21 protein-coding genes and 1 tRNA gene are annotated in these 25,229 nt (G+C 37.9%); 15 read left to right on the top strand and 7 right to left on the bottom strand.

Annotated features, from left to right (window positions below; translation table 11 throughout):
- Positions 1 to 61: 61 nt before the first annotated feature.
- The 3 genes from ACQ334_RS24245 to ACQ334_RS24255 form a co-directional block, all read right to left on the bottom strand.
- Entirely contained in the window at positions 62 to 2,461 is a 2,400-nt protein-coding gene (locus tag ACQ334_RS24245) for an outer membrane beta-barrel protein (RefSeq protein WP_430990866.1), read from the bottom strand.
- Between the two features lie 142 nt (positions 2,462 to 2,603).
- A complete protein-coding gene (locus ACQ334_RS24250; protein WP_430990867.1) occupies positions 2,604 to 3,968 on the bottom strand; it encodes an efflux RND transporter periplasmic adaptor subunit in 1,365 nt (454 codons plus the stop codon).
- Positions 3,969 to 4,125: 157 nt separating this feature from the next.
- Positions 4,126 to 5,577: a TolC family protein gene (locus ACQ334_RS24255; protein ID WP_430990868.1), complete on the bottom strand. Its 1,452-nt coding sequence runs from the start codon at positions 5,575 to 5,577 to the stop codon at positions 4,126 to 4,128.
- A 140-nt stretch (positions 5,578 to 5,717) separates the two neighbouring features.
- On the opposite strand from ACQ334_RS24255, the gene ACQ334_RS24260 reads away from it, so the two are divergent.
- Positions 5,718 to 6,629 (top strand): helix-turn-helix domain-containing protein, encoded by a 912-nt coding sequence (locus ACQ334_RS24260; RefSeq protein ID WP_430990869.1) that lies wholly within the window; start codon positions 5,718 to 5,720, stop codon positions 6,627 to 6,629.
- Between the two features lie 273 nt (positions 6,630 to 6,902).
- Here the strand turns inward: ACQ334_RS24260 and ACQ334_RS24265 are convergent, their stop codons facing one another.
- A complete protein-coding gene (locus ACQ334_RS24265; protein ID WP_430990870.1) occupies positions 6,903 to 7,667 on the bottom strand; it encodes a LytR/AlgR family response regulator transcription factor in 765 nt (254 codons plus the stop codon).
- A gap of 423 nt (positions 7,668 to 8,090) precedes the next feature.
- Between ACQ334_RS24265 and ACQ334_RS24270 the strand changes: the two genes are divergently transcribed.
- The 3 genes from ACQ334_RS24270 (at position 8,091) to ACQ334_RS24280 (ending at position 14,049) form a co-directional block, all read left to right on the top strand.
- Positions 8,091 to 11,336: a SusC/RagA family TonB-linked outer membrane protein gene (locus tag ACQ334_RS24270; RefSeq protein WP_430990871.1), complete on the top strand. Its 3,246-nt coding sequence runs from the start codon at positions 8,091 to 8,093 to the stop codon at positions 11,334 to 11,336.
- A 118-nt stretch (positions 11,337 to 11,454) separates the two neighbouring features.
- Positions 11,455 to 13,029, top strand: a complete 1,575-nt coding sequence (locus ACQ334_RS24275) for a SusD/RagB family nutrient-binding outer membrane lipoprotein (RefSeq protein WP_430990872.1) — start codon at positions 11,455 to 11,457, stop codon at positions 13,027 to 13,029.
- A gap of 60 nt (positions 13,030 to 13,089) precedes the next feature.
- A complete protein-coding gene (locus ACQ334_RS24280) occupies positions 13,090 to 14,049 on the top strand; it encodes a DUF1735 domain-containing protein (RefSeq protein WP_430990873.1) in 960 nt (319 codons plus the stop codon).
- A 76-nt stretch (positions 14,050 to 14,125) separates the two neighbouring features.
- On the opposite strand, the gene ACQ334_RS24285 is transcribed toward ACQ334_RS24280, so the two are convergent.
- Both ACQ334_RS24285 and ACQ334_RS24290 read right to left on the bottom strand, forming a co-directional pair.
- A complete protein-coding gene (locus tag ACQ334_RS24285) occupies positions 14,126 to 15,286 on the bottom strand; it encodes a trans-sulfuration enzyme family protein (RefSeq protein ID WP_430990874.1) in 1,161 nt (386 codons plus the stop codon).
- Positions 15,287 to 15,307: 21 nt separating this feature from the next.
- Positions 15,308 to 16,705, bottom strand: coding sequence for an APC family permease (locus tag ACQ334_RS24290; RefSeq protein WP_430990875.1), 1,398 nt, complete (start codon positions 16,703 to 16,705; stop codon positions 15,308 to 15,310).
- Positions 16,706 to 16,816: 111 nt separating this feature from the next.
- On the opposite strand from ACQ334_RS24290, the gene ACQ334_RS24295 reads away from it, so the two are divergent.
- The 4 genes from ACQ334_RS24295 (at position 16,817) to ACQ334_RS24310 (ending at position 18,810) form a co-directional block, all read left to right on the top strand.
- On the top strand, positions 16,817 to 17,188 hold the full coding sequence (locus ACQ334_RS24295) for a hypothetical protein (protein WP_430990876.1): 372 nt from the start codon (positions 16,817 to 16,819) through the stop codon (positions 17,186 to 17,188).
- A gap of 220 nt (positions 17,189 to 17,408) precedes the next feature.
- Complete coding sequence (locus tag ACQ334_RS24300) at positions 17,409 to 18,320, top strand: hypothetical protein (protein WP_430990877.1); 912 nt, start codon at positions 17,409 to 17,411, stop codon at positions 18,318 to 18,320.
- 87 nt (positions 18,321 to 18,407) lie between these two features.
- Entirely contained in the window at positions 18,408 to 18,695 is a 288-nt protein-coding gene (locus ACQ334_RS24305; RefSeq protein WP_430990878.1) for a YHS domain-containing protein, read from the top strand.
- Between the two features lie 41 nt (positions 18,696 to 18,736).
- A tRNA-Lys gene (locus tag ACQ334_RS24310) sits at positions 18,737 to 18,810 on the top strand.
- Positions 18,811 to 19,014: 204 nt separating this feature from the next.
- Here ACQ334_RS24310 and ACQ334_RS24315 read toward each other — a convergent pair.
- On the bottom strand, positions 19,015 to 19,911 hold the full coding sequence (locus tag ACQ334_RS24315; RefSeq protein WP_430990879.1) for a helix-turn-helix domain-containing protein: 897 nt from the start codon (positions 19,909 to 19,911) through the stop codon (positions 19,015 to 19,017).
- A 185-nt stretch (positions 19,912 to 20,096) separates the two neighbouring features.
- Between ACQ334_RS24315 and ACQ334_RS24320 the strand changes: the two genes are divergently transcribed.
- The 7 genes from ACQ334_RS24320 (at position 20,097) to ACQ334_RS24350 (ending at position 25,163) form a co-directional block, all read left to right on the top strand.
- Positions 20,097 to 21,077 carry an aldo/keto reductase gene (locus ACQ334_RS24320; RefSeq protein ID WP_430990880.1) on the top strand — a complete coding sequence of 327 codons (981 nt, stop codon included), beginning with the start codon at positions 20,097 to 20,099 and terminating at the stop codon, positions 21,075 to 21,077.
- Between the two features lie 9 nt (positions 21,078 to 21,086).
- Positions 21,087 to 21,926 carry an SDR family oxidoreductase gene (locus tag ACQ334_RS24325; protein WP_430990881.1) on the top strand — a complete coding sequence of 280 codons (840 nt, stop codon included), beginning with the start codon at positions 21,087 to 21,089 and terminating at the stop codon, positions 21,924 to 21,926.
- Between the two features lie 29 nt (positions 21,927 to 21,955).
- Positions 21,956 to 22,531: an NAD(P)H-binding protein gene (locus ACQ334_RS24330; protein ID WP_430990882.1), complete on the top strand. Its 576-nt coding sequence runs from the start codon at positions 21,956 to 21,958 to the stop codon at positions 22,529 to 22,531.
- A gap of 8 nt (positions 22,532 to 22,539) precedes the next feature.
- Entirely contained in the window at positions 22,540 to 22,929 is a 390-nt protein-coding gene (locus ACQ334_RS24335) for a cupin domain-containing protein (RefSeq protein WP_430990883.1), read from the top strand.
- 95 nt (positions 22,930 to 23,024) lie between these two features.
- The gene (locus ACQ334_RS24340) at positions 23,025 to 23,402 is read left to right on the top strand and encodes a putative quinol monooxygenase (protein ID WP_430990884.1); all 378 of its coding nucleotides are present in this window, start codon (positions 23,025 to 23,027) and stop codon (positions 23,400 to 23,402) included.
- 221 nt (positions 23,403 to 23,623) lie between these two features.
- Positions 23,624 to 24,481, top strand: a complete 858-nt coding sequence (locus ACQ334_RS24345; RefSeq protein WP_430990885.1) for an AraC family transcriptional regulator — start codon at positions 23,624 to 23,626, stop codon at positions 24,479 to 24,481.
- An 85-nt stretch (positions 24,482 to 24,566) separates the two neighbouring features.
- Entirely contained in the window at positions 24,567 to 25,163 is a 597-nt protein-coding gene (locus tag ACQ334_RS24350) for a short chain dehydrogenase (protein ID WP_430990886.1), read from the top strand.
- Positions 25,164 to 25,229 lie beyond the last annotated feature (66 nt).

Here is a 25,229-nt window from a genome sequence, read left to right on the forward strand (position 1 = left end):
TTTGAAGGGAGTCCACTCTACCATTTCCCGGGGTGAGCCACCTTTTATGAGGTGACCCACCCTAATTACTCTCCGCTGGCGCAGCACCAAATGCTGCATTCTCCTTTGGCTTACTCAATCCAAAATTATAACGTAAAGTAAGTCCCAATCTTCGGGTATCATTTACTCTTGAACCGGTACTGTTAACATTGCCTTGTTTTAAAGTAAAGTCTACATGATTGGTTTGTAAAGCATCATTTAAAGAAAGGATGATGTTAGCTTTTTTCTTCAACACAGTTTTATTTACAGAAAGAAATAGTCCGCCAAAAGTATTCAGCTCATAAAAATTCTGTACGGCTTTGGTACGCATAAAACCCTGTGCACTCACAATAACAGAAGGCGTGGCTTTAAATTCCTGGTACATAAAAAATAACCAGCTGCCACGTTTGTAATTAAAAGGAAGGTTTTGATAAATGCCATCATAAGCATTGTAATTATATTGGGTGCCCATGTAGAAAAAATATTTTCCGCCCGGTGGTATGCCGGCAATAATACGGAAATACACTTCTTTGTTTTTACCTAAATTATCATAAGTACGGTATACAATTTTAGTACTGTTATCCTGGTAAGTAACATTGCTGAAAATATCTTTTGTTTGATTTACACCTATCGCAAATACAGGAAAATCCTGGAACATGACATTGAACTCATAGTTAGTAGTAAACTGCGGACGTAAATCAGGATTACCCACATCAAACAAATACTGGTCGATATATTTGGGATAAGGATTCAGTATTTCATAATAAGGGCGCCTGATGCTGCGTCGATAAATGGCACTCGCCATCAGATCAGTTTTAAATAAGGTAAATAATTTGTGGCGCAGAAAAACATAAGGGAAAAGATCAGTGCGTTTTATTGATAGGGTAGTGTCTTTGGGAATAGTTTGACGGCCGTTGATATTGGTGGTTTCCAAACGCAGGCCGGGTTTTAAGGTAAAGCCATAAAAAGTTTTTGATGCCTGCAGGTAGGCTGCGGTTATCGTTTCTTTGTATTTAAAAGTATTGGTTTGATAAAGATCAGGCCTTCTGCCGGTACTGGCACTATCATAAAAATAAACAGCACTGTTATTACTATTACTGATAGTTGCTTTAAACCCTGTTTCTACAGTGAACTTTTTAGGCAGCTTAAGCACCAGGTCAGTTTGTGCTACAAAAATATTTTTATCATTCCTGTTGATGCCATCTCCCACAACAGTGGGCTTTACTGGCAAAGTGTAGGTATTGGTATAATCCTGTGTATTATGATTATTAAAATAATTGTAATCAAATTCAGTTGTCCATTCGCTGCCAATAGAATCTATTTTATATTTTGAAGTAAGGGTGTTGCTGAGAAAAAAAGCATCCGTGGCATTTAAAATATCCGATCGGTTATTGCCCAGTAATGCCTGTGTTGAATTTTTAAGGATATCAATATTGTTGAGTGCATCACTTTTGCTATTGGTATTACTCAACCTGAAATCGTAGGCTACATTAAATTTTTTGGTAAATGCCATATCAACTCCGCCGCCAAAATAATTATTTACAGAAGGATAAGTAGTATAGGAATTTTGCGCCAGCAGAGAATCTGTTCTGGCAAAACGATCGGAGTTTAATTGCTCATAGTTTTTTCTGTTGGTATATTGGTAACTAAAATAAGTATTAGCTTTTCCAATACTCTTATTAATATTTGCACCGGCAGTAAGTGTTGCGTATACACCCTGGAAGTAACCAACATTGGCACTTCCGCTGCTACCGAGCTTTACGCCTTTCTTTAAAACAATGTTTACAATACCACCACTGCTTGCGGCGTCATACTTGGCAGAAGGGCTGCGTAGTATTTCTATTTTACTTACACTGCCGGCAGGTAAGCTTTTTAATAAAGATGCTAAGTCGGCACTGCTCAGTTTCATTTCTCTTCCATTAATAAAAACAGTAGCAGGGCTCATGCTGCTCAGGTACACATTACCATCCTGGTCCACAATGGCGCCGGGTGTTTTTTCCAATACTTCATAAGCATTGGTACTGCTGTTGGCTAATACAGTAGCATCCACTACGGTTTTATCATCATCCTGCTTTATTAGAGGTTTTTTGGAAACAACTGTTACTCCTTGCAGGCTGCTTGTATTTCTTTTCAATATAAGCGTTGTTACAAGAGGTTTATCAATAACATTGATTGTTTTATTAGCTGTTTCAAAACCAATACAGGAAACGGTGATTATGTATTTAGACAATTGATTTACAACAAAGCTGTTACCAGTTTTATTATATACCTGCGATGTAACTAAAGTGGTATCCGGCAAAAGATACAATTGCACAGTAGCATTGTTTATAGAATCATTTTTTGCAACCTGTGCAAAAATTTTAATGGTAGTGGTCTTTATTTGTGCGTTAGTATACTGAATGCAGAACGATATCAGCAATGCTGCAAAAATTTTCGTTTTCAATATCAGGCTTGCTTTAAAATATTTTAAATAAGTATGTTGTAAACAAAAAATTGAAAAGCAATATTCTTTTGCTTTTCAATTTTATAAAAAAGGTAAATAATTTCTTACTTCAGGTTTCCTTTAAGGACGGAGGCTATGGACTCTATTTTTTCTCAAACAACTCTTTCTTGTCTACCACCTTTACTTTATCACCTTCCTTTAAAGTTTTACTCACCACATCATAAGGGCCGGTAATTACTTCATCGCCTGCCTTAAGGCCGCTCGTGATTTCAATGTTATTAATATCCTGTATGTCTGTTTTTACTTTTACTTTTTTTATTTTACCTTCTTTATCTAAAACAAAAACCACAACTTCAAGGTCATCGTAAGAATTTGCAGTAACGCTTGCAGTTGTATTGGCATTGGCATCTGCAGGTTTTGTTTTGTTTGCCCTGGTGCTGTCATTTTTATCACGTGTGGTAACAGCGTTAATAGGAATGCTTAGTACATTCTGATGTGTCTTTGTTTGTATATCTGCGCTGGCACTCATACCCGGCCTGAAAGGAAAACTGCCTTTGCCAATAAGATCCATATAGCTTTCGGGCAACAGGCGAACGTATACTTTATATTGTGTAACATCGGTGCTGGTACTGCTTAATGCACTTTGTGTGGCAGCACCATTATTACTGCTGGCTATTTGTGTTACCAGTCCTTTAAATTTCCTGTCGCTGTAAGCATCCACAGTTATTACTGCGCTATCACCCAGCTTTACTTTTGGAATATCATTTTCGCCTACATCAACTCTTACTTCTATTTTTTGCATGTCTGCAATACGCATCATTTCGGTACCCACATTAAAACTATTACCTGCAACTTTCTCACCTTTCTTTACATTTAATAAGGAGATCACACCATCAGTAGGAGCGGTGATCACTGTACGGCCAAGGTCTTTATTAGCTTTTTGTAAACTAGCCTGCGCACTTTGCACACTCGCCTGCCCACCACGTATGCCCTGCACAGCAGCGTTGTAATTTGCTTTTGAACTTTTGTAATTTGCTTCGGCAATATTAAATTCATTGCGGCTGATCACTTTATCATCAAACAATTGCTTTTGCATAGTATAAGTTTTTTCTGCCTGCTCCATCTGTGCTTTCAACGCATCTAATGCAGCAGTTGAATTACTTACCTGCGCCTGGCTTTGCGCCACGCCACTTGCAGCCTGGTTACGTTGTATATCATATATATCTGCATAAATGCGAGCCAGCACCTGACCTTTTTTTACAGTATCGCCTTCCTGAACATTCAGTTCTGTGATCTCGCCACTAATATCCGGGCTTACTTTTACTTCTATTTCCGGGTAAATTTTTCCACTGGCATTTACTATTTCAGTAATGGTTCTTTGTTGCACTTTTTCCGAAGTGACTTTTATGCCTTCGTTTTTACCAAACACACCTGCTTTGGATAGCCCTGCCATGGCTACTAATAATATCCCTGTACTAATTAAGATCCATTTAAGCGTTTTACTCATTGTTTATTTTTTGTGAGCCGGGCCAATGTATTTTTTCAGGTTTTATTGACTGCGAACTCTTGTACAATTTCCTTTTATCTGATTCATTACCAACTTTCAATTTTGTAAAAGCGGGTTAAAGAATTTTGGGCTTAGTCCCCTTCAGGGAGAGGAGGGGTTACAATTTCAATCCCTGCCCTTTATAAAACTCCAGTACTTTCATTTTAAAAACGTAATCAAACTGGTTGAGTACATTTTGCAAGCGTTGTGTAAATAAATTATTTTGATTGGTAATTAATTCAAAGGTAGATAGCATACCTACATCAGCTCTTTTTTGCGCAAAAGAAAAACTGCGCTCTGCAGTTTCCACACTTTTTTTACTGGCGTTATATTTTTCTAATGCTACAAGGGCATTATTGTAAGCGGTATAAATATCCTGTTTGGTTTTTTGATTATCTACTTGTTTCTGTAATTCAAGATTCATAATGGTAAGCTTGCTTCTTTCCAAAGCAGTACGTGTACTACCACCATTAAAAATGGGTACGCTCAAACTAACACCAATTGATTTTCTGAAATTATCATCCAGTTGAGGAAAAAAACTTCTTTTGCCCACAACTGCTTTAACGCTGGTATAGGTATTTAGTGAACGCACATCGTAAGTTGTTCCACCAACAACAACAGAGCCAATTTTTGGCGGGAGTGGCACAGGTATTATTGATGTATCAGCACCACGAAACTCGTAGGTTTTATCATTAAAGCCGGAGTTTAAACTACCAAAGCCCGATAAGGTGGGATATAAACTTCCTTTGGCAGCGTCCCTGTTTTTTTGAGCGGCTTTAAGTTTTAATTCATTGTAACGTTGTTGTGGCAAATTAGCAAGGGCAGATGTATACACTGCTTCCGGTTGCAGGTCGGCAATTTTTTCTACGGGTATTTTGTCCACAGGTGGTGTCTCTATTTCAAAAGGTTCTGCAGCGTCAATGCTCATGTAAGCCTTTAACGAAAGTATGTTAGTAGTTACATTGCCTTTGGCTGTAATTACAGTAGCACTGTCTTTTGCAATTTGTGCTTCCAGTTCAGCCGCATTCAATTCGGGCAGAGATCCTGCATCCACCAGTTTACGGGTATTGCTGTATTGTGCCTGGCTTTGTTGTAATTGTACTTCTGCAATATGCACTTGTTCTTTAGATAACAATACCTGCAAATAAAAATTAGCAACAGTTAAAGCAATATCATTTTTTAATTTATCGGTGTTGGCTTTGGCAGCCTGCGCTTCCCACTCATTTGCAGCAATGGTATTTTTTTTACTGAACCAGTTAAAAATTTCAACGCTGCTTTGCAGGCTTGGGCTATAAGACAACGAGCCGCCGTTTACTTTGTTAAATGCTGCATCCTGCACAAAGCCATAGTTATAGCTTAAGTTATTATTAAAGTTGGCCGTTGGGTATTGTGATAATTTACTTTGCTTAAGCGTCAGGTCACTGAATTTCTCTTGTAATGCAGTTTGCTTAATAGTAAGATTATTTGCCATTGCATAATCAACACATTTACGCAAATCCCATTTTTGCTGGGCATTTGCCTGAAAACCAATTACTATAACTAGCAGCAGGGTATAAAGTTTATGGCTCATGCTACAAAAATAATCCATCTGTTTGAGAACTTAAGGAACCTTTTTATGACTGGTATCAGCCCAATTAACTCATATTTAACTTTTTTAAATGCAACCTTTTTGTAATCTCGTTGTCCTTGTAACTGTATAGCCATAAGTTTATGATAATCAAGGAAGACTACTTTCAGTATATTACCGAAGGCGTAAAGCCTGTTAATGATGGTAAAAACCGTATCTATTACGGTGAGGTAAATGAATTTTTCAGCACCGAAGCTTTTAGAAATTTCAGCATCAAGCTGGCATTACAAGGCACTATTCATTATAAAACGCAACACCAGGAATACCAGCTGAGCTCAAATAAATTTTTGCTTAGCAACCGCCAGCAGGGCACTGTAGTGGTAGACTCTCCAAGTTTAGTACGTGGTGTGTTTATAGATATACAACAGGAAACTATTAACGAAGCCTGCAATGTTTTGATGGCAGGAGATGATTGCGATTTTGATAACCTGCAGGCAGGTTATTTTTTCTCGCCCTTTTTCTTCGAAAATATGTATAGTTTAAAAAATAACGCTTTAGATAAGGCATTAAAGCAGCTGGTATATAATCTTACTAATAATACTATTGCCTTGGGCGAAGAAACTTTTTTGTCGCTGGCAGAAAAAGTAGTGGAACATGAAAGAGGGAATTATAAAAGCCTGGCTAACCTTAAATCTGTTCGCTCTTCTACAAAGCAGGAATTATTAAAGCGCCTGCTACTGGGCAAAGACTATATCGATGATAATTTTCTTAAAACCCCGGGTATTGCAGAAATTGTGAAGCATTGCAATATGTCTTCCTTTCATTTTTTCAGAAGTTTTAAACAGGCTTTTGGATGTTCACCTTATCAATATATAATTAACAAGCGGTTGGAACATGCTAAAATACTGATCCGTACCGGCGAATCATTTACTTCAATTGCATTGCAATGTGGTTTTGCCGACCTCTTCTCCTTCAGTAAAGCGTTTAAGAAATTATACGGCGCTTCTCCATCTGATTATAAAGCAAAAAAATTACAGTTAGCCATCACTGAGTAGTTATTTTTTGCGGCTGAAAATTCCTCCATCTTATTTATTGCCCCAATAAAAATAGGGCGGGTAGTAAAAACAACCCACCGGGGTATGTAAACTTATAGTTCACATGAGAAGCTCTTATTTATATGTAGTAAATGTATTCTTATTGAAAGTCTGATAAAATTATGCTTTAGTTGAACGTTGCAATATTTGATTTTACTAAACCTGATAAAATAAGTGATGAAACTTAAATGCGAATTAATGGTAGTTTGTTTTGGCATGATTAGACATGCCATTTCAATTGTTTTCAATCCATTCTTTTAATCTTGAAAATTTTTGCTGGTTAATATCAATGTGTAATGAATCTACTGCATCAATAATTATTTCAAACCTACCTTCATCTAATTGCTTTATCTTATTGATATATTTTCTGTTGATCAGTGATTGCCTGTTGGCACGAAAAAAACTTTTAGAACTTAACTGGCTTTCTAATTCAATAAGCGTAGACTGAATAATAAACTTGCTGCCATTACTGTTATACGCAAAGGTTAATTTATTATCTGTGTAAAACAAAGTGATATCATCTGTATTGATCAGCTGAAACTCCTTGCCTTTTTTTATCAGGAAGGTTTTTGAGCCATTACCCGTTACCGTATTGTCGTGGTTATGGTTTGATATTTTTGCTTCAAAATGTTTTTTAATGATCTCTATTTTTTTTACCGTCTTTTCAATTTTCTTTAAATTAAATGGTAAACGCATTGTGTCGAAAACCACGTTGTGTAAGGGCTGCAGGTCAAAGGCGTCGTCAATAAAAATAATTAACGGTACCGTAATTTTACTTTCCTGCTCCTCCATTTCAATAAAAGAAACCTGGTCGGTAACAATAAAATCAATCGCATCCATATCAATAGAGGAAGCAATGAAAGATTTTGCAGAATAATAAGTTTGAGTTAATATTATCCGCAAAGGAATTTCGCTAAATGCAGTTTTTATGGCTTCTATATTTTTTGCATTACTGCCAATAATAGAGAATCTCAAAACAGTGGTTAAGTTTTCAGGCATATGATATCAGTATGTTTTTCTGGCTGGTGTAAAATTAAAAAAATCCATCGCACAATCTTTACCGCTTAAGTAATTTAACATGATGTTTTTCAGAATAACAATTGCATAACTTTTTCTTTCTTTTTTTAAATTTTAATCAAATTTTAATTTCAACACTGTTTTTTATTTTTTATTCAATGAAGAGAAAAAATTTCCTTTTAAAAAGCAGCTTTCATCAAATTTAAAAATTCCACTTGTCAAAAAATGCTTGCTTTTGCTTTCAGTGATTTTTATTAACTGTTTAACAACCTATTTTATTTTATCGGTTTTTTATTGATTTTTCCGAAGCATCTTATTGATTAATTAGCATGCCCTAATCAATGTTTAAAATATGCCTGAGTATATTTTAAATGATTTTAAACAATAACTATATAATCAATGACTATGCGAAAAATTAAACTAGTGATGCTGTTGTTGTTCTTTAACCTTGCAGGTGCATTGGCACAAACACATGTTGTGTCGGGTAAGGTTATTGATAATGATGGCGCTGCGGTTCCCTCGGCTTCAATTCTTGTAAGCGGGACAAAGACCGGTATCAATGCCGATGTGAATGGTGCTTATAGTATCAGGGTAAAAGATGGTGCTATACTTCTTATTTCTGCTACCGGATTTAAAGATGTTTCTGTGAATGTTGGTAATCAAACAAGTATTACCACTGTATTGGAAAAAACGGGTACCTACCTAAAAGAAGTGGTGGTAACCGGTGCGTTTAATACCAAGCGTACTGCACGTAGTACAGCTTCGGGAGTACAAACCGTTAGTTCAGATCAATTGAATGTTGCCCGTGTAACCAACGTAAATAATGCGCTTGCCGGTAAAGTGGCTGGCGTACAGGTGCGTAGCCAATCAGGTGCAGCTTTGGGTAAAGCGCCTGTAGTAAGGTTGCGTGGCGAAAATGGATTGTTGCCGGGTGCCGGCGCATTGTACGTGGTAGATGGTACTATTATGCCTGCTTCAACAGATATCATTCCGGATGATGTGGAAGATATTTCAGTGTTGCAAGGCCCGGCTGCTTCTGCATTATTTGGTCCGCAGGGCAAAAATGGTGCTATTGTAGTAACCACTAAAAAAGGCAAAAAAAATAATGGTGTTGGTATTGAGATCAACAGCGGCGTAAAATTCGATAACGTATATATATTACCTGATTATCAAAACTCTTATGCAGGTGGAGGAACTTCTGTATTAAACAGGTATACATACAAACCAGGTGATCCTGAAGGATGGAAGGCATTAGATGGGAAATATTATCCCGACTATGAAGATGATGCAAGTTGGGGGCCACGTATGAACGGACAGGAATACATTCCATGGTATGCATGGTATGGTGGGCATGAACGTGCTTTTAAAACAGCCAGCCTGGTAGCACAGCCTAATAACGCTAAAGATTTTTACGAGACAGGTGTTACCAAAACCAATAATTTCAGTTTTTCAAAAGCTGCCGATAATTATAATCTCCGTGCTTCTTACACCAATCTTGATATAAGAGGTGTGGTACCTAACAGTTATTTAAAAAGAAATTCTTTAAACTTAAATACATCTGTTGATTTAAGCAGCAAGTGGATGTTGAGTGCCAATGTGAATTACCTGGCTGAACTTTCTAATTCAGAAGATGATGATGGTTATGGTAACCAAACCACCGGTAGCTTTAACTCATGGTTTCACAGAGACCTGGATATGGGGATATTGAAAGAGTTAAGAAACCTCCGTTCACCGGATGGCTCTGTACTGGCATCATGGAATTTGCATAACCCGGCTTCTTATGATGCATCAGATCCTAATGCTACTTACAAGGCCAATTACTGGTATAATTTTTATTCTTTTGAAGATAATATCTCTAACACGTTCCGTAAAGACAGGTTGTCTGGTGATATAGGGCTTACTTACAAGTTCAATAATGACCTTAAGATAAAAGCTACTTATCGCAAAAACCAATTGACCACTTTTGGCGAAAGTATTTACAAAGATGTATTGCAGAACAGTGGTGTACAAACATCAGTAACACCATACGAATTAAATAGTAATAAAGCGGCTTATGGAACTACAAGCAGTTTCAGCAACCGCCAGAACTATGAATTACTGGCTACATATACTAAAAAGTTAAAAGCATTTGCATTAAATGCTAATGCAGGTGTTGATATTCTTAAAACACAGCTGAAACAATTTCAGGCCAATACAATGGGTGGCTTAAGTTATCCTGATCTGTATTCTTTAGAAAATTCTGTAAACCCGATCACTAATGCATTACGTGGGGATGGTGCCAAGGATTATAAAGAACAATCCACACAAAGAGGCATGTTTGTAAGAGCAGATGTTGGCTACCGCAACTTTGCATTCCTTGAAGGATCTTACAGAAGAGATTATTTGTCTACACAACCGGCATCTAATCCTTATATCGATTCAAAATCATTTGGTGCATCCTTTGTTTTCAGCGACCTGATCAAAAGTAAAAAGATACTGAGTTTTGGAAAATTAAGAGCTTCATGGGGTGAAGTGGTGGAAGACCTTGCTATTTACAGGTTAGGTACTTACTATACTTTAGGTACACAATGGTTGGGTAATATTTTAATGAGCGAACCTAACTCAATTGTATCTCCATCATTAACCGGTGCGGTAAATACAGAAAAAGAAATTGGTATAGATCTGAGATTCCTTAAAAACAGGATCGGCTTCAGTGCTACCTACTGGGACAGGACCAACAAAAACTTCCCTGTAACAGTGAGCACTTCACAAACCGGTGGTTACACCAGTTTTGTAACGAATGCAGGCGAAATAGCAAAGAAAGGTGTTGAACTTACTTTTAATGTTAAACCTGTAATGACTAAAAACTTTCAATGGGATATCAATGCAACATGGGGCAGGCTGATCAAAAATGAAGTGGTATCTATTTATCCTGGTATTCCAAGGCTTACAGCTGCTACAGGATCTTACGCCGGTAGCTATGCGGCTTACCTTGTTAACGAACCTGGCAAACCATGGGGCGAAATGTTTGGAACAGGCATCAAAAAAATAAATGGTGTTCCTCAACTTGATGCTAATGGATTATACCTGAGACAAGCTGATGTTGATTTTGGCAGCGCTTTACCTGACTACACCGGTGGTGTTCAGAATACATTTACTGTATTTAATAACTTCCTCATCAACTTTAATATTGATTATTCTCACGGAGGAAAATTCTTTTCACTATCTGACTTCTGGGGTACACAATCAGGTTTAATGGCAAAAACAGCTACACTTAACGACAAAGGAAATTCTGTAAGAGATGCTGTTGAAAATGGCGGCGGTGTACATGTGTTTGGTGTGGATGCAACAGGAAAGCCAATGGATAAATATGTAGATGCCTTTACTTACTATCATCAGTTTGTAAACAACCAGATCAATGAAGCCAGCATTTACGACCTCACATTTGTAAAACTAAGAGAAGTGAGTATAGGGTATAAAATACCTGTAGAAAAAATGGGATTGGGCAAATATATCAAGAACGCTACTTTCTCTATTGTTTCTAATAATACCTGGCTGATCTATGCTAAACAAAAAGGATTCGATCCGTCAGAGATCAGTAATACTTACGGAGAAAATGGCCAGTATCCTGGTACAAGATCACTAGGTGTGAATTTAAAAGTTGGGTTTTAGTTAAAAACGATCAGTAAATAAAAATATAATTATGAAATGAGCCTTAACAGGAAAGTTAATAATAACTGAGATGTTAACCGGCGAATTCCATGTGACTTAAAACATTAAATATAAACACATGAAAAATGTACAACGGCTTCGTAACATTGCCCTGATTGGTTTATCAACCGCAATGATTGCTACCAGTTGCAACAAGGTTGATCAGTTTGGTAACACCAACATCAATCCTAACGGTGCCACGCAACCTATAACAGGTGCACTTTTAACTACTGTAGAATCGCAGATAGGCCATATCAATGCAATAGATAATTTTTTCAACTTTGGTGCATTGTATAGCCAGTACTCTACTCAAACACAGTATGGCGATAAGGGAAGATATGGTATACCACAAGTGGAATATAGCATGACCGCATACAATGAAAGTGGTACCGGTGCAACCATTGGATTATACTCCGGCCCGATGGCAGATTGCCAAACTATCATTAACAAAAATACCGATCCGGCAACGGCAGCATTTGCAGGGCAATCCGGTTCTAATGTAAATCAGATCGCTATTGCAAAAATTTTAAAGTCTTATATTATCTGGACGATTACCGACCGATGGGGTGATGTACCTTATTCGGAAGCATTGATTGCTAACGTTACCGGCAATGTAACGCCTAAATATGATGCACAAAAAGACATTTATACGCAGATGTTCACTGATCTTAAAAGTGCAGTGAGTTCGTTTGATGTAAATGGTGCAGCAATAAAAGGTGATATCATCTTTGGTGGCGATATTGATAAATGGAAAAAAACGGCCAACTCATTACGTATGCTGATGGCTTTGCGCTTAAGTAAAGTATATCCTAATGCTGGTGATGTGGCAGCAACAGAATTTGCAAGTGCTAATACAGCTGGAGGAATTACAGATAATGCAGATAATTTTCAACTTACTTATGCAGGAGGTAATTTAAAGAATCCCTACTTTGCTTTGTATGACGGAAGGTCGGATTTTGGCGAATGCAAAACATTTTATGATATACTCGTTGGTTTAGGAGATACAAGGCAAGCAGCTTTCGGTACATCTTCAACCGCATTTCCTTATGGTATGACTGATGATGCAGCCCGTACTTTTGGAACAGCTAATCCCGGTTATTCAAAAAACCTCGCTGCTTCATTCAGAACAGCAACTTCACCTATAGTTATTATTCCTGCCTCTATAGTTTTATTGGCAAAAGCAGAAGCTATTGAAAGAGGCTGGATCAGCGGAAGCGGACGTGCTAATTATGAAGCAGCTATTACAGCGTCATATGCACAATGGGGCTTAACCGTACCTGCAGGTTACATGTCTTCTACTACAGTCGATTATGATCTGGGTTCAGGTGTTACCACTTCTGTTGGTCAAAATGCTGCCAATACCATTCCTGCAACATCCAAAGCAGTAACAGCAACTAAGATTGATCGCATTGCATTGCAACGTTATATCGCTTTGTATCCTGATGGAGGCCAATCATGGGCAGAATGGAAAAGAACCGGTATTCCTCAATTGCAACCTACTACCGAAGCGCTGGGTAAGGGTATACCAAGAAGATATGTGTATCCTGTAAATGAAAGAGCTTATAATCCTAATTCGGTTAATGATGCAGTAAGCAAGATGCCTTACTCGGGCAAAGATGACCAGGACAGCAGGGTTTGGTGGGATAAGCCTTAATGTAAATCTTCTTTAAAACGATACAATTAAAAATTATTCGATTACACACAACCATTTATTATGAATTATATCAGATCAAAAAAAACAGCCTTCGCTTTATTGGCATGCGTAATTTTTTTCAGCGCCTGCGAAAAAGTAGATACACCTGAACCTATTGGTACGGGAGGGCAAAAAATATTCAGCATTATTGATTACGGAGGAACAGGTGCTAATTATTCAAACAGCGCACTTATTTTCCCTGATCCTACCTCTACCGCCGAACCGATAGAATTTCAGATCGATTATTCCACGCCTGTAGTTGGAGAAAAGGATATAGCTATTACTGTAGGTGTGGATGCAGCGGCGGTTGCTAAATATAATACAGCCAATCCTACCGGCCCTCAGTACTTGCTGCTTCCTGCTAATGCTTATACTTTAACTACAGCAACAGCAAAGATACCGGCAAGGCAAACCGTATCAGAACCATTTACTATTACCTTTAACCCAAGTGTGATAGACGTTACTAAAAACTATATGTTACCAATAACAATAGTAACCGCAGTGGGTGCACCCGGAGATGCTAAAGCAGCTTCAGGAACCGGTACTGCATACTTTCATTTGATTGGTAACCCACTTGCAGGTTTATACACTGTGGTGGGTACACGCTATAATTACACCGGTTCAGTTTCATGGTCTGGCCCGCCGGCAGCATTGCCTGCGGGGGGTACGCCAAGTGCTATACCTACTACAAAACTTGCAGTACCTGTTGATGGACAAACAGTAAGTCTTGAGTTTGCGGCATTGAGTTCTTTGGGATATTATTACCAGGTAACAGGCATTGACGCTGCTTTCTCTAATATTACAGTAAGTTATAGCCAGGCTTTGCTAGATGCCAGCTCTTCAAGAGAAACTTTTATCACCAACTATGTGAAGCCAACTGCTACACAAAAAGCCAGTTTCCACATTTACACGCATTACAACAATGCTGCAGCCGGTGGCGGTAACGACAGGATAATGGATGAATTGTTTACACAACAATAAATTATTGATTTAAGTGGATATAATAAAGGGAGCTATTAAAGCTCCCTTTTTATTTGTAGCAGCTTGCTTACTGAATTTACATTTTCTCAAAAGCCTGGTCAAGATCTTTAATTAAATAATCTGCATCCTCCAGGCCAACATATAAACGCAGCATACGATGTTCCCTGTTGCTGGTATCAAAAACTGCCGGCTGAATACCTGAACATTTTGGTATGATCAGGCTTTCGTGGCCACCCCAGCTTACTGCCATAAAAAAATGTTTAAGGTCTTCGCAAAATTTTTCTATCTGGTTGATCGTATCGGCTTTAATAATAAAAGTCATAAGGCCGCAGGCGCCACTCATTTGTTGTTTGGCTAATTCGTACTGCGGAAAGTTTTCATCAAAAGGAAAAATAACACTCTCTACTTTAGGATGAGCTTTTAAATAAGCCACAACTTTATTTGTGGAGGCAGTAATGCGGTCGAGCCTTGCCGGTAAAGTTCTCAATCCTCTTATTAATAACCAGGCGTTAAAAGGTTGTATACCGCTGCCGATATTCATGTACTCACTGTTGAATATTCTTTCAATCATTTCTTTTTTACCACTGAGTACACCACCCAATGTATCACTGTGGCCACCAATATATTTAGTGGCTGTTTGCATGGCAAGATCAATACCATATTCAATAGGCCGTTGATAAATAGGCGTACAGTAACTGTTATCAATGATGGTTACAATACCTTCTGCTTTGGCCAATTCTGCAATGGCTTTCAGGTCTTGTAGTTTATAATCCCAGCTGTTAGGACTTTCTAAATAAATTAATGTTGTATTAGGCAAAATGGCACGTTCAAAATTTTCAATAGCAGTGCCATCAATGTAAGTAGTACTTACGTTAAAACGTGGCAGGATATCATTGCAGAGTTTCTGCGTCCAGGTATAAGGCTTATCTACACAAACAATATGATCGCCACTTTTTACATTGGCCAGTACTGCTGCAAAAGTTGCTGCTGCACCGTTATTGAAAACAAGGCAATCTTCAGCACCATCCAATGCCGCTAGTTTTTTTCTTAGTATGTCTACTGTCGGATTTCTGCCCCTGCTGTACAGATACGTGCTGTACTCATCTGCAAAAGCGCTGCGCATTTCACCTACTGTTTTAAAAACAAAATTGCTGCTTTGTATTATTGGGGGAGAAACAGCATTAAAATAATTTTCTCTGTCTTCGGCCAGCTCGTTGATGATGTAGGAAATATCCATGGAAAATTTTTTAAGACAAGGTTAGTTTTTATTTTTCTTCAATTGCGCCAGTAAAAAATACAAGCCGGTAAATACTGCCATCACGATAAGTCCTGTAACTGCAGCATTTGTTTCGCCGGGTTTGGTGGGCTCCAGCGCTATACTGATAGCAACGAAAACATAGGCTGCAATAAATATCAATGGAAGTACAGGGAATAATTTCATTTTGTAAATACCTGTATCATCTAAATGCTTTGTTTTCTTTCTTAAGATAAAAATAGTGGCAGCGGAAAGTATCATGCCAAAACAATCTAAAAAAATAGTGAAGCTTAATATCTTATCAAACTCTTTTGCCCAAAAAATAATGATGATACAAATAGCCGCAAATACCGAAAGTGAAACAGTAAGCACATCTGTTTTAGGATTACGTTTTTTAAAAACTGGCGGTAGTATATTATCTTCACTCATAGCATACATCACCCTGGGGTTACTCATCAATAATACATTTACATAGGCCAGCACACTTAAAAATAAAAAGCCTGATAAAACCCTTTCAGCATTTACGCCAAATATTTTTGATGCCATTATAGCTGCAATATTTTTTGTTTCGGGTTGATGTAAAGTATCAAAACCAATTACTTTAATATAAGCGTAGTTAATAGTAAGGTATAAGGTTACAATAATGGCGATGCCAAAGAAAATACCCCGGGGAACATTTTTTGCAGCCTTATCAACTTCTGCACCAAAATTTATGGTTTGCTGGTAACCACCGTACGTAAAACTTACTGCCACCAACCCAATACCGAATGCTTTAATATATTCCCTGAATGTAGGGGAAATAGTGGCTGCTTTAACCTGGTTCAGCACAGCACTGTTATCTGCAAAAAATAATGGCGTGATCAATAACAGAATTAAAATGATCTTGATTACTGTTAAAACATTTTGAGTTTTAGCGCTCATTTTAAGCCCGGCTAAATTAACGCCATAAAAAATTATGATAGCAGCAATAGCAATTACAATGTGAATGGTTTGAATATAATTGGCATTAGCAGCAACTTTTATCCATTCCGCATCTTTTGATAGCGGAATAAAAATACCGGTAATATATTCTCCACCCACTAATGCTACTGCAGCAAGCGAAGCTGCATTGCTTACTAATATTACACAGTTTATAGCAAATGCAACGGACGGATGATAAGCATAAGAGAAAACTTTATAATAGCCGCCGGTCACTGGTAACCGGCTGCCAATTTCGGCATAGGTTAATGCTCCGCACAATGCCACCACGCCACCGGCAATCCATGCGGCAAAAAATAAAAAGGTGTCAGGCGAAGCCTTAGCTACATTGGCAGGAGTACGAAAAATACCCATGCCAATAACAAGGCTTACCACAATCATGGTAAAATCAAAAAGGTTAAGCTTATTGGTTTTTGCTGTCATGCTTTGAAGATACAGAAAGCAACTAATAAATGCGTACCTGTCGTAAAAAAACTACCTGCCTTTATGAGTAGCATCATAAACTAAGTTTCTAAATCATTTATCTTTGTACCCATGTTTAAGCAAATAGCTGCCATATTTTTAATCATTGCATTTACAGCCCAAACTTTCAGTGGCGGTTTTGTAATGCTTAATTATTACAGCAATACTGCCGCCTTTGCAAAAAACTGCGAAAATAAAGCCCGGCCTAAAATGCATTGTAATGGCAAGTGCCAGATGATGAAAAAGCTGCAACAGGAAGAAAAACAGGATCAGCAAAACCCGGAAAGAAAATCAGACAACAAGATTGAAGTATTGTCATCCAAATCTTTTTTCTATAGTACCACAACAATATTTTCGGTAATAGCATTTAAGGCAGTACCTGTAGAAAAGGATTACCCCATTAAAGATATTGCTTATTCCTTCTTTCATCCGCCACAGGCTTAATTATCTTCTATAGTTTTATTACCTTTTTTGATTTACACATCAACTCATTTACCATGCAACAAAATAAACAACGCATGGAGGATAGCAGCTATTTGCAAAAACCCGGAAACGATAAGCGTTTTAAAAAGGTAAGGCTAATGGTGCAATTGCTCCTTGCAATAACTATTGCTGCAGTTGCAGTAATGGCAACACAATTTTATATATCTGTCAAATAAAAAAAATGAAAAAAATAATTTTAGCGATAGTCATACTCTCTTTTTCTTTTAATACTGCAAAAGCCTGCGAAATATGCGGCTGCGGATTAGGTAATTATTATATCGGCTTACTACCTCAATTCAATCATAAGTTTATAGGGCTGCGTTACCAGTACCGGAGTTTTAAAACCGTAATGGCCGATGCTCCTTCCCAATTCAGTAAAGATTATTATAAAACTGCCGAGCTGTGGGCCGGGTGGAATATTGGAAAGAAATGGCAGCTGCTTGCTATACTGCCTTACAATTATATTCACCAGGTGTCTGATGATGGTGTTGTAAACAACAATGGCATTGGTGATATTGCTGTGATGGCTAATTATAAACTGTTTGAAAAAAACGGCACTTCAGCAAATGGCAGTGCAGTGGCTCAACAGGTGTGGTTTGGAGCCGGCATTAAATTGCCTACCGGAAAATTTAATATTGATGCTACCGATCCCGCAATTGTTGCTATTGCCAATACACAAACTGGTAGTGCCAGTACCGATTTTATGCTGAATGCAATATACAATGTAAAGATCAGCAGGATTGGTATCAATACCGGCGCTTCGTATAAGATCAACACCGGCAACAGTGATAAATATGTGTTTGGTAATAAATTTTCTGCTAACTCGTTTTTATCTTATTCAATTAATAAGGGCAGCACTACAGTAATACCCAATGCAGGTGTATTATTTGAAACCACCGCTGCCAATACTTTAGATAAGCAAAGTATAGCACAAACAGGAGGCCATTTATTGGCTGCTGCTGCCGGGCTGGAACTGAGTTTTAAAAACTTTACCGTAGGTGGTAATGTACAACTACCCGTGAACCAGGATTTTTCTGCGGGGCAAACCGACATGAAAATAAAAGGTATGGCGCATATCAGTTTTTCTTTCTGATCAGCTATACAATATTAATAGCCAGGTTTATACTTTTACAAGCAAAAGTATAAACCTGTATTTTTGCACCGGATTAAAAAAAATACAATGAAGAAATATATTGGCATCTTAATCATTGCAGCAGCCTATAGTTGCAATCAACCTAGCTCAACAGTTCCTGAAAAGAAAATGGAACCAATGGCTGTTAAAGACACTACTAAAAATGATTTAGTTAAACTGGCTTTTGCTTCGCCAAAAGATCTGTCTTGCGGTATGCCCATCTCTGCAGGCGTATCAGATACTGCCACCTATAAAGGAAAATTATACGGCTTTTGTTCGGCAGAATGCAAGGAAGATTTTTTAAAAAATGCAGAAGCTTTACTTAAAGCGAAATAATTTACAATAAAAGATTGTAAATTGCACGTCCTTAACAGGATGACTCCTTAGCTCAGCTGGTTAGAGCTACTGACTCTTAATCAGTAGGTCCAGGGTTCGAGCCCCTGAGGGGTCACTTAATTATCAGGCAGTTACGTTAACACGTAGCTGCTTTTTTATGCCGGAAAAAAGATCAGCGATGCAACAATAATGAATACACGTAAAAAATATCCGGCAACCTTATCAGCGAATACTAAGGAAGTAAGAATAAATAAATTCAGATAAATTAACCCGGATACTTATTAGATGGTTTTAGATTTTTTTTTGAAAGCCGGAGTTTTTAATTCAGTGCTCTGTACTCATTTGGCGATACACCAACTTTTTGTTTAAACAGCCGTGTAAAATGTTGCGGATATTTAAAACCTAATTCATAAGCCACTTCGCTAATGGATTTATTGATATCAAAGATCCTTTCTTTGGCAATAGCCATCACTTTGTTTTGAATATATTCCTGGGCCGATCTCCCGGTTTCTTTTTTTATCAGATCACCAAAATAATTGGGTGACAAATGCAGTTCGTCTGCACAATATGCAACGGATGGCAAACCGGAATTTTGTGGTTTATCAGACGAATAATAACCATTCAACAGCTCTTCAAATTTTTCTAAAATTCCTTTGTGCGTAGTATCCCTGGTAATAAACTGGCGGTCGTAAAAACGGGTACAATAATTTAAAAACAATTCGATGTTTGATGCAATCAGTGTTTTGCTATGCTTATCAATAGACTGTTCCAATTCATATTGGATTTTACCAAAACAATCCAATACAATCTGCCTTTCTTTTTCTGAAAGATGTAATGCTTCGTTTACATCATACGAAAAGAAAGAATAATCCTGGATGTGCTTTCCTAACAAAGTGCCTTTTATAAGGTCGGGATGAAACAGCAATGCCCAACCTTTCGGCTCAAATGTTTTTACCCCGGGCTCCACACCTATTACTTGTCCGGGTGCAATAAATACCAATGTGCCTTCCTGGTAATCGTAATGATGGCGTCCGTATTTCAACTCACCACATTTGAATTCTTTTAAATACACTTCATACAAACCAAAGTTGAATGTTTTAGCAGGCATCGGTTCTGCCTTCGACAAATCTATTATTGTAACCAGCGGATGTAATGTTTTTACTCCACGCATTTGATTGTATGCTGCAACCGTTTCCAGTTTTATTATTTCATCCATAACGCATTTTTTACAGAACAAAAGTAAACATTCCAACAGCAGTTTTTAAATAACCGGCGCCACATCAGTAATAATGGTAAGTAAAGCAGTAATCTGTATAACATCATCTATATTTATTGTGCTCAACTTTGCAATAGAAAATAAAGGATGACAACATCGCATCCATAAAATTAAAAATACTGACAATGAAAAAGAGAATATTAGGAAACAGCGGATTAGAAGTATCTGCATTAGGGCTTGGTTGTATGGGACTAAACTTTGGTTATGGCCCTGCAACAGATAAAGAAGCAGCCATAAAATTAATCAGGGCGGCATACGAACAAGGCGTTACTTTTTTTGATACAGCCGAAGCTTATGGCGCAGCAAATGAAGAATTGGTAGGGGAGGCTGTAGCTCCTTTTAGAAGGGAGATAGTTATAGCCACCAAATTCGGATTTAAAGATGGTGATTCTAAGCAAGGGCAGGACAGTCGTCCGGAACGTATCAGGGCCGTAGCAGAAGAATCATTACGACGTTTAAAAACGGATGTAATTGATTTGTTCTATCAGCACAGGGTAGATCCGGATGTGCCGATGGAAGATGTGGCAGGAACTGTAAAAGATTTAATTGCAGAAGGAAAAGTAAAACACTTTGGTTTATCGGAAGCAGGTGTTACATCTATTAGAAAAGCACATGCTGTACAACCTGTAACTGCTTTGCAAAGTGAATACTCCATCTGGTGGCGTGAACCCGAAAAAGAAATTATACCCACGCTGGAGGAATTGGGAATTGGCTTTGTGCCTTTCAGCCCATTGGGAAAAGGTTTTTTAACCGGGGCAATTAATGAAAATACAAAGTTTGATGCTACCGATTTCAGAAACATCGTTCCCCGTTTTACTGAAGAAAACAGGAAGGCCAATCAAAAGCTGGTGGATTTATTAAGTGTCATCGCTTTAGAAAAAGAAGCAACGCCGGCACAAATTGCACTGGGTTGGTTACTGGCACAAAAGCCATGGATCGTTCCTATTCCCGGTACTACAAAATTAAACCGGTTAACAGAAAATACCGGAGGGGCATCTATTGATTTATCAGTAAGCGATGTTAAAGCAATAGACGATGCATTTGCATTAACGAATATCCAGGGACACCGTTATCCTGCACATTTGCAAAAAATAGTAGGTAAATAAAAAATAATCATGAAAGAGCAATCAGTTGTTGTAGTTATTGGTGCCGGCTCCATTGGCCAGGCCATTGCCCGAAGGGTTGGAGTGGGAAAGCATATTCTGCTGGCAGACCTTCGCCACGAAAACAGCAATGCCGCCGCAAAAGTACTCAGTGATGCAGGTTTTGAAGTAAGCACAGCCATTGTTGATGTTTCATTACGTGAATCTGTACACGCTCTTGTTGAAACTGCTGTAGCAATTGGCGCAATAACCGGGCTTATCCATGCTGCCGGGGTTTCTCCTTCACAAGCATCTCCGGCTACGATATTTAAAGTGGATCTGTATGGCACGGCATTGGTATTGGAAGAATTTGGAAATGTAATTGAAAGCGGAGGTTCGGGGGTTGTGATCGCTTCACAATCAGGACATCGTTTACCCTCATTAACACCCGAACAGGATAAAGCACTTGCTACTACTCCCACTGAAGAACTTTTGTTGCTTCCTTTTTTGCAATCTGATACAGTAGATAATTCATTGTTCGCTTATCAATTATCAAAAAGAGGAAATTCATTACGGGTGAAGGCAGAAGCAGTACGTTGGGGCAAGCGTGGTGCAAGAATCAATACCATCAGCCCTGGTATTATTATGACTCCGCTTGCTAATGATGAATTGAATGGGCCACGGGGAGAAGGATATCGAAACATGATCAATAAATCTGTTGCCGGCAGAGCAGGTACTCCCGATGAAGTGGGAACTGTTGGAGCTTTATTGATGGGAGCAGATGGAGCCTTTATTACGGGAAGTGATTTTTTAATGGACGGAGGTGTTACATCCGCTTATTGGTATGGCGATCTAGCTCCGCAAACCAAATAAATTTTTTCGAAAAACAAGATGAACTCAAGATGAAAAAAGTGATCATCATCGGTGCTGCAGGCAGTCTGGCCCAATATGTGATTGAATCAATAAAAGGATTGAAAAATATAGAGCTTACATTATTTGTAAGAAATAAAAGCAGGCTTCACAAAAGTATAGCCGAAAATTGTATTGTTGTTGAAGGTGATGCAATGAATTTCAGCGATGTAAAAAATGCTGTAACAGAGCAGCACATTGTGTATGTAAACCTTGCAGGTAATTTAGAAGCAATGTCGAAGAATATTGTGAAAGCCATGCAGGAAGGCGGCGTAAAAAGAATCATCGCTATCAGTTCAATTGGTATTTATGAAATACCTTTAAAATCAATTTTAATTCCTTATAGAAAATTGGCAGACGTAATAGAAAATTCAGAATTGGATTATACTATCTTAAGGCCTGATTGGTTTACAAGTGCCAATGAAGTGGACTATGCCATTACACACAAAGGCGAAGCAGAAACAGGAAGTGCTGTTTCGAGAAAAAGTATTGCTGCTTTTATTGCAACGCTTATAGAAAATCCAACGTTACATAAAAATGAAAATTTAGGAATTAGTAAACCCAATTAAAAAATAAAATGAAAGATCTGAAAAATGAAGGCTTTAAAGAGGCACCTTCGGAATATTTTACTGGCAAAGCATTTGTAAAAAACCTGGTTGCTGCAGATGCAGTTACTAACTGTAATATCAGCGATGTTGCTTTTGAAGCAGGTTGCCGTAACAATTGGCATACACACCCGTCTAATCAGATATTGATGGTAAAAGAAGGTACTTGTTACTACCAGCAAAAAGATGGGCCAATACAAAAAATTGCTGCTGGTGGAGTAATAAACGTTCTTCCCGGAATTAAGCACTGGCACGGCGCATCGCCTGACGCACCAATGGTTCATGTGGCCATTAATATAAACACAGATAAAGGCCTGGTGCATTGGATGGAGCCGGTAACGGACGAGGAATATAACAAGTAATTATAATCAGCAATTATTTTATAACGGTTGCTATGCCTTTAATGGCATTAATATATTTTCGTGAAATTTAACCGGTAATAATAAATCATGTTAGTATGAAAAAATTAATTTTTATGGCACTCTTATCTGCAATCCATTATAACGTTGCTGCACAGGATAATAAAATTATCCGTATTGCAAGAATCACCATCGATTCATCAGTAATAAAAGATTACCGGAAATTATTGCAAGAACAAATGGAAGCTGCGGTGCGGATTGAGGTTGGTGTGTTGAGTTATACTGTTTATGAAGATAAGGCAGCTCCATACAAACTGACGATTGTAGAGGTTTATGCCGATAGCAACGCTTACCTGTCACACAGGGAAACACCTCATTTCAAAAAATACAAATCAGCAACAAAAGATATGGTGAAATCTCTCGAACTTTCAGAAGTAAATCCTATTCTCTCTTTAAAGAAGGAAGGCAATTTTTGAAGTATTAAAAACGAAATAGTATGCTGAAAGTGAAATAACCAACCAGCAATAGTTCATGTAGCATTTGAAAAATTAGAAAAAGGGGATGTAAAATATCACTTTGTAATTGACATGACAATTCTGGCTTGATGTAGGTAATAATGAATTTTACATCCTACATTTACAGTGATTTTTTTAACCAGTTTCTTTACGCTGCAATACCACGCATTCATAAGATCCGAATGAAAAAAATTCCTGTAAGACATATTGCTGAAAAGGAACAGGCTGCTGTTGAAAAATTCAACATACGTGATGTTAAAGAGCTGCTGGGCGGAAAAGACCTGTTTCATGAACTGCACCGGCATGATTTTTTTTTCATGCTCGTTTTACAAAAGGGAAAAGGAACTCATGAGATAGATTTTATAAACCATGCTGTTTCAGATAATGCAGTCTTCTTCATAAGGCCGGGGCAGGTGCACCAGCTTATGCTGAGGAAAGATTGTACAGGCTACTTACTGGAATTTAGTGCAGCATTTTATCAGCCGGTTACCCAACCTGCTATTCATCGTTTTAGAAAAGCCGGCAACAAAAATTTTTGCAAAACTGATAGGAGCAGATTTAAAAAATTACTTTCCGTTTTAGCCTATGTTTTTGAGGAGTACAAGGAAAAAAAGGAAGGATACCAGGACGCCATCAAAGCAAACCTGGATATTTTCTTTATCGAACTGGTAAGGCAAAGTAAACATCCCAAAATAATATCCAATACGGTTAATTCTTATGCACAGGAACGACTGGAAGAGTTTTCAGCGCTTTTAGAATTGCATATCACTACGCATAAACAAGTAGCTCAATACACTCAGTTGATGAATCTTTCGCCATACCAACTTAATGAGATCACCAAAGCAACAATCGGCAAAACATCTTCAGCATTAATAAATGAACATATCATCCTGGAAGCAAAAAGATACTTGTTGGCAACACCTAATCAAATTAAAGATATAGCTGATCAACTGGGCTATGAAGATGTTTCTTATTTTATCAGGTTCTTTAAAAAGCATACCGGCTATTCACCTGAAGCATTCAGGAATAAGTACGTATAAATGCAGCATAACTAAGTTTTCGTCCTATCCTGCAACCTGCTGTTGAAATTACTTTTGTATAAATAAACTTTTAAAATTTATACAAATGAAAATTATCATCGTTGGTGCAACAGGCACCATGGGAAAGCACCTGGCCAATGCCTTTGAAAAAGAACATGAAGTAATAAAAGCGGCTTCTAAAGATGGAGATATACAGGTAGATATTACTTCTGCAGCATCCATAGAGAACATGTACAAACAAGCAGGCGCTTTTGATGCACTCATTTGCACAGCAGGGCCAACCTTTGTAGGTCCGTGGAAAAAAATGACAGACAAAGAATTCAGGAAAGGTATTGAAGGCAAATTAATGGGACAGATCAACCTGGTACTTACCGGTCAACATTACATTAATCCAAAAGGTTCTTTTTCGTTGATCAGCGGCGCTTTAACACATGAGCCACAATTGAATTTTGCCAATGCATCGGCAGCAAACGGGGCAGTAGAAGCATTTGTACGGGCTGCTGCAATTGAATTAGAGAATGGCATTCGTATCAATGCAGTAAGCCCAACAGTTATTGAAAATTCACCACAGTATTTTCCATTTTTCCCAGGAGATATTCCTGTTACCATGCAACAATTGGAGTATGGTTTTCGTAAAGCTGTTTTCGGAGCCAATACCGGGCAGGTTATAAAACCATATTAATAGCTGCAAAAATAATAGTGCCTGCAGATCATTATTACCTGCAATAATGATCTGCTTCCTTTAACG

The organism is Ferruginibacter sp. SUN106, assembly GCF_050611765.1.
In the GTDB taxonomy this organism is placed as follows: Bacteria; Bacteroidota; Bacteroidia; order Chitinophagales; family Chitinophagaceae; genus Ferruginibacter.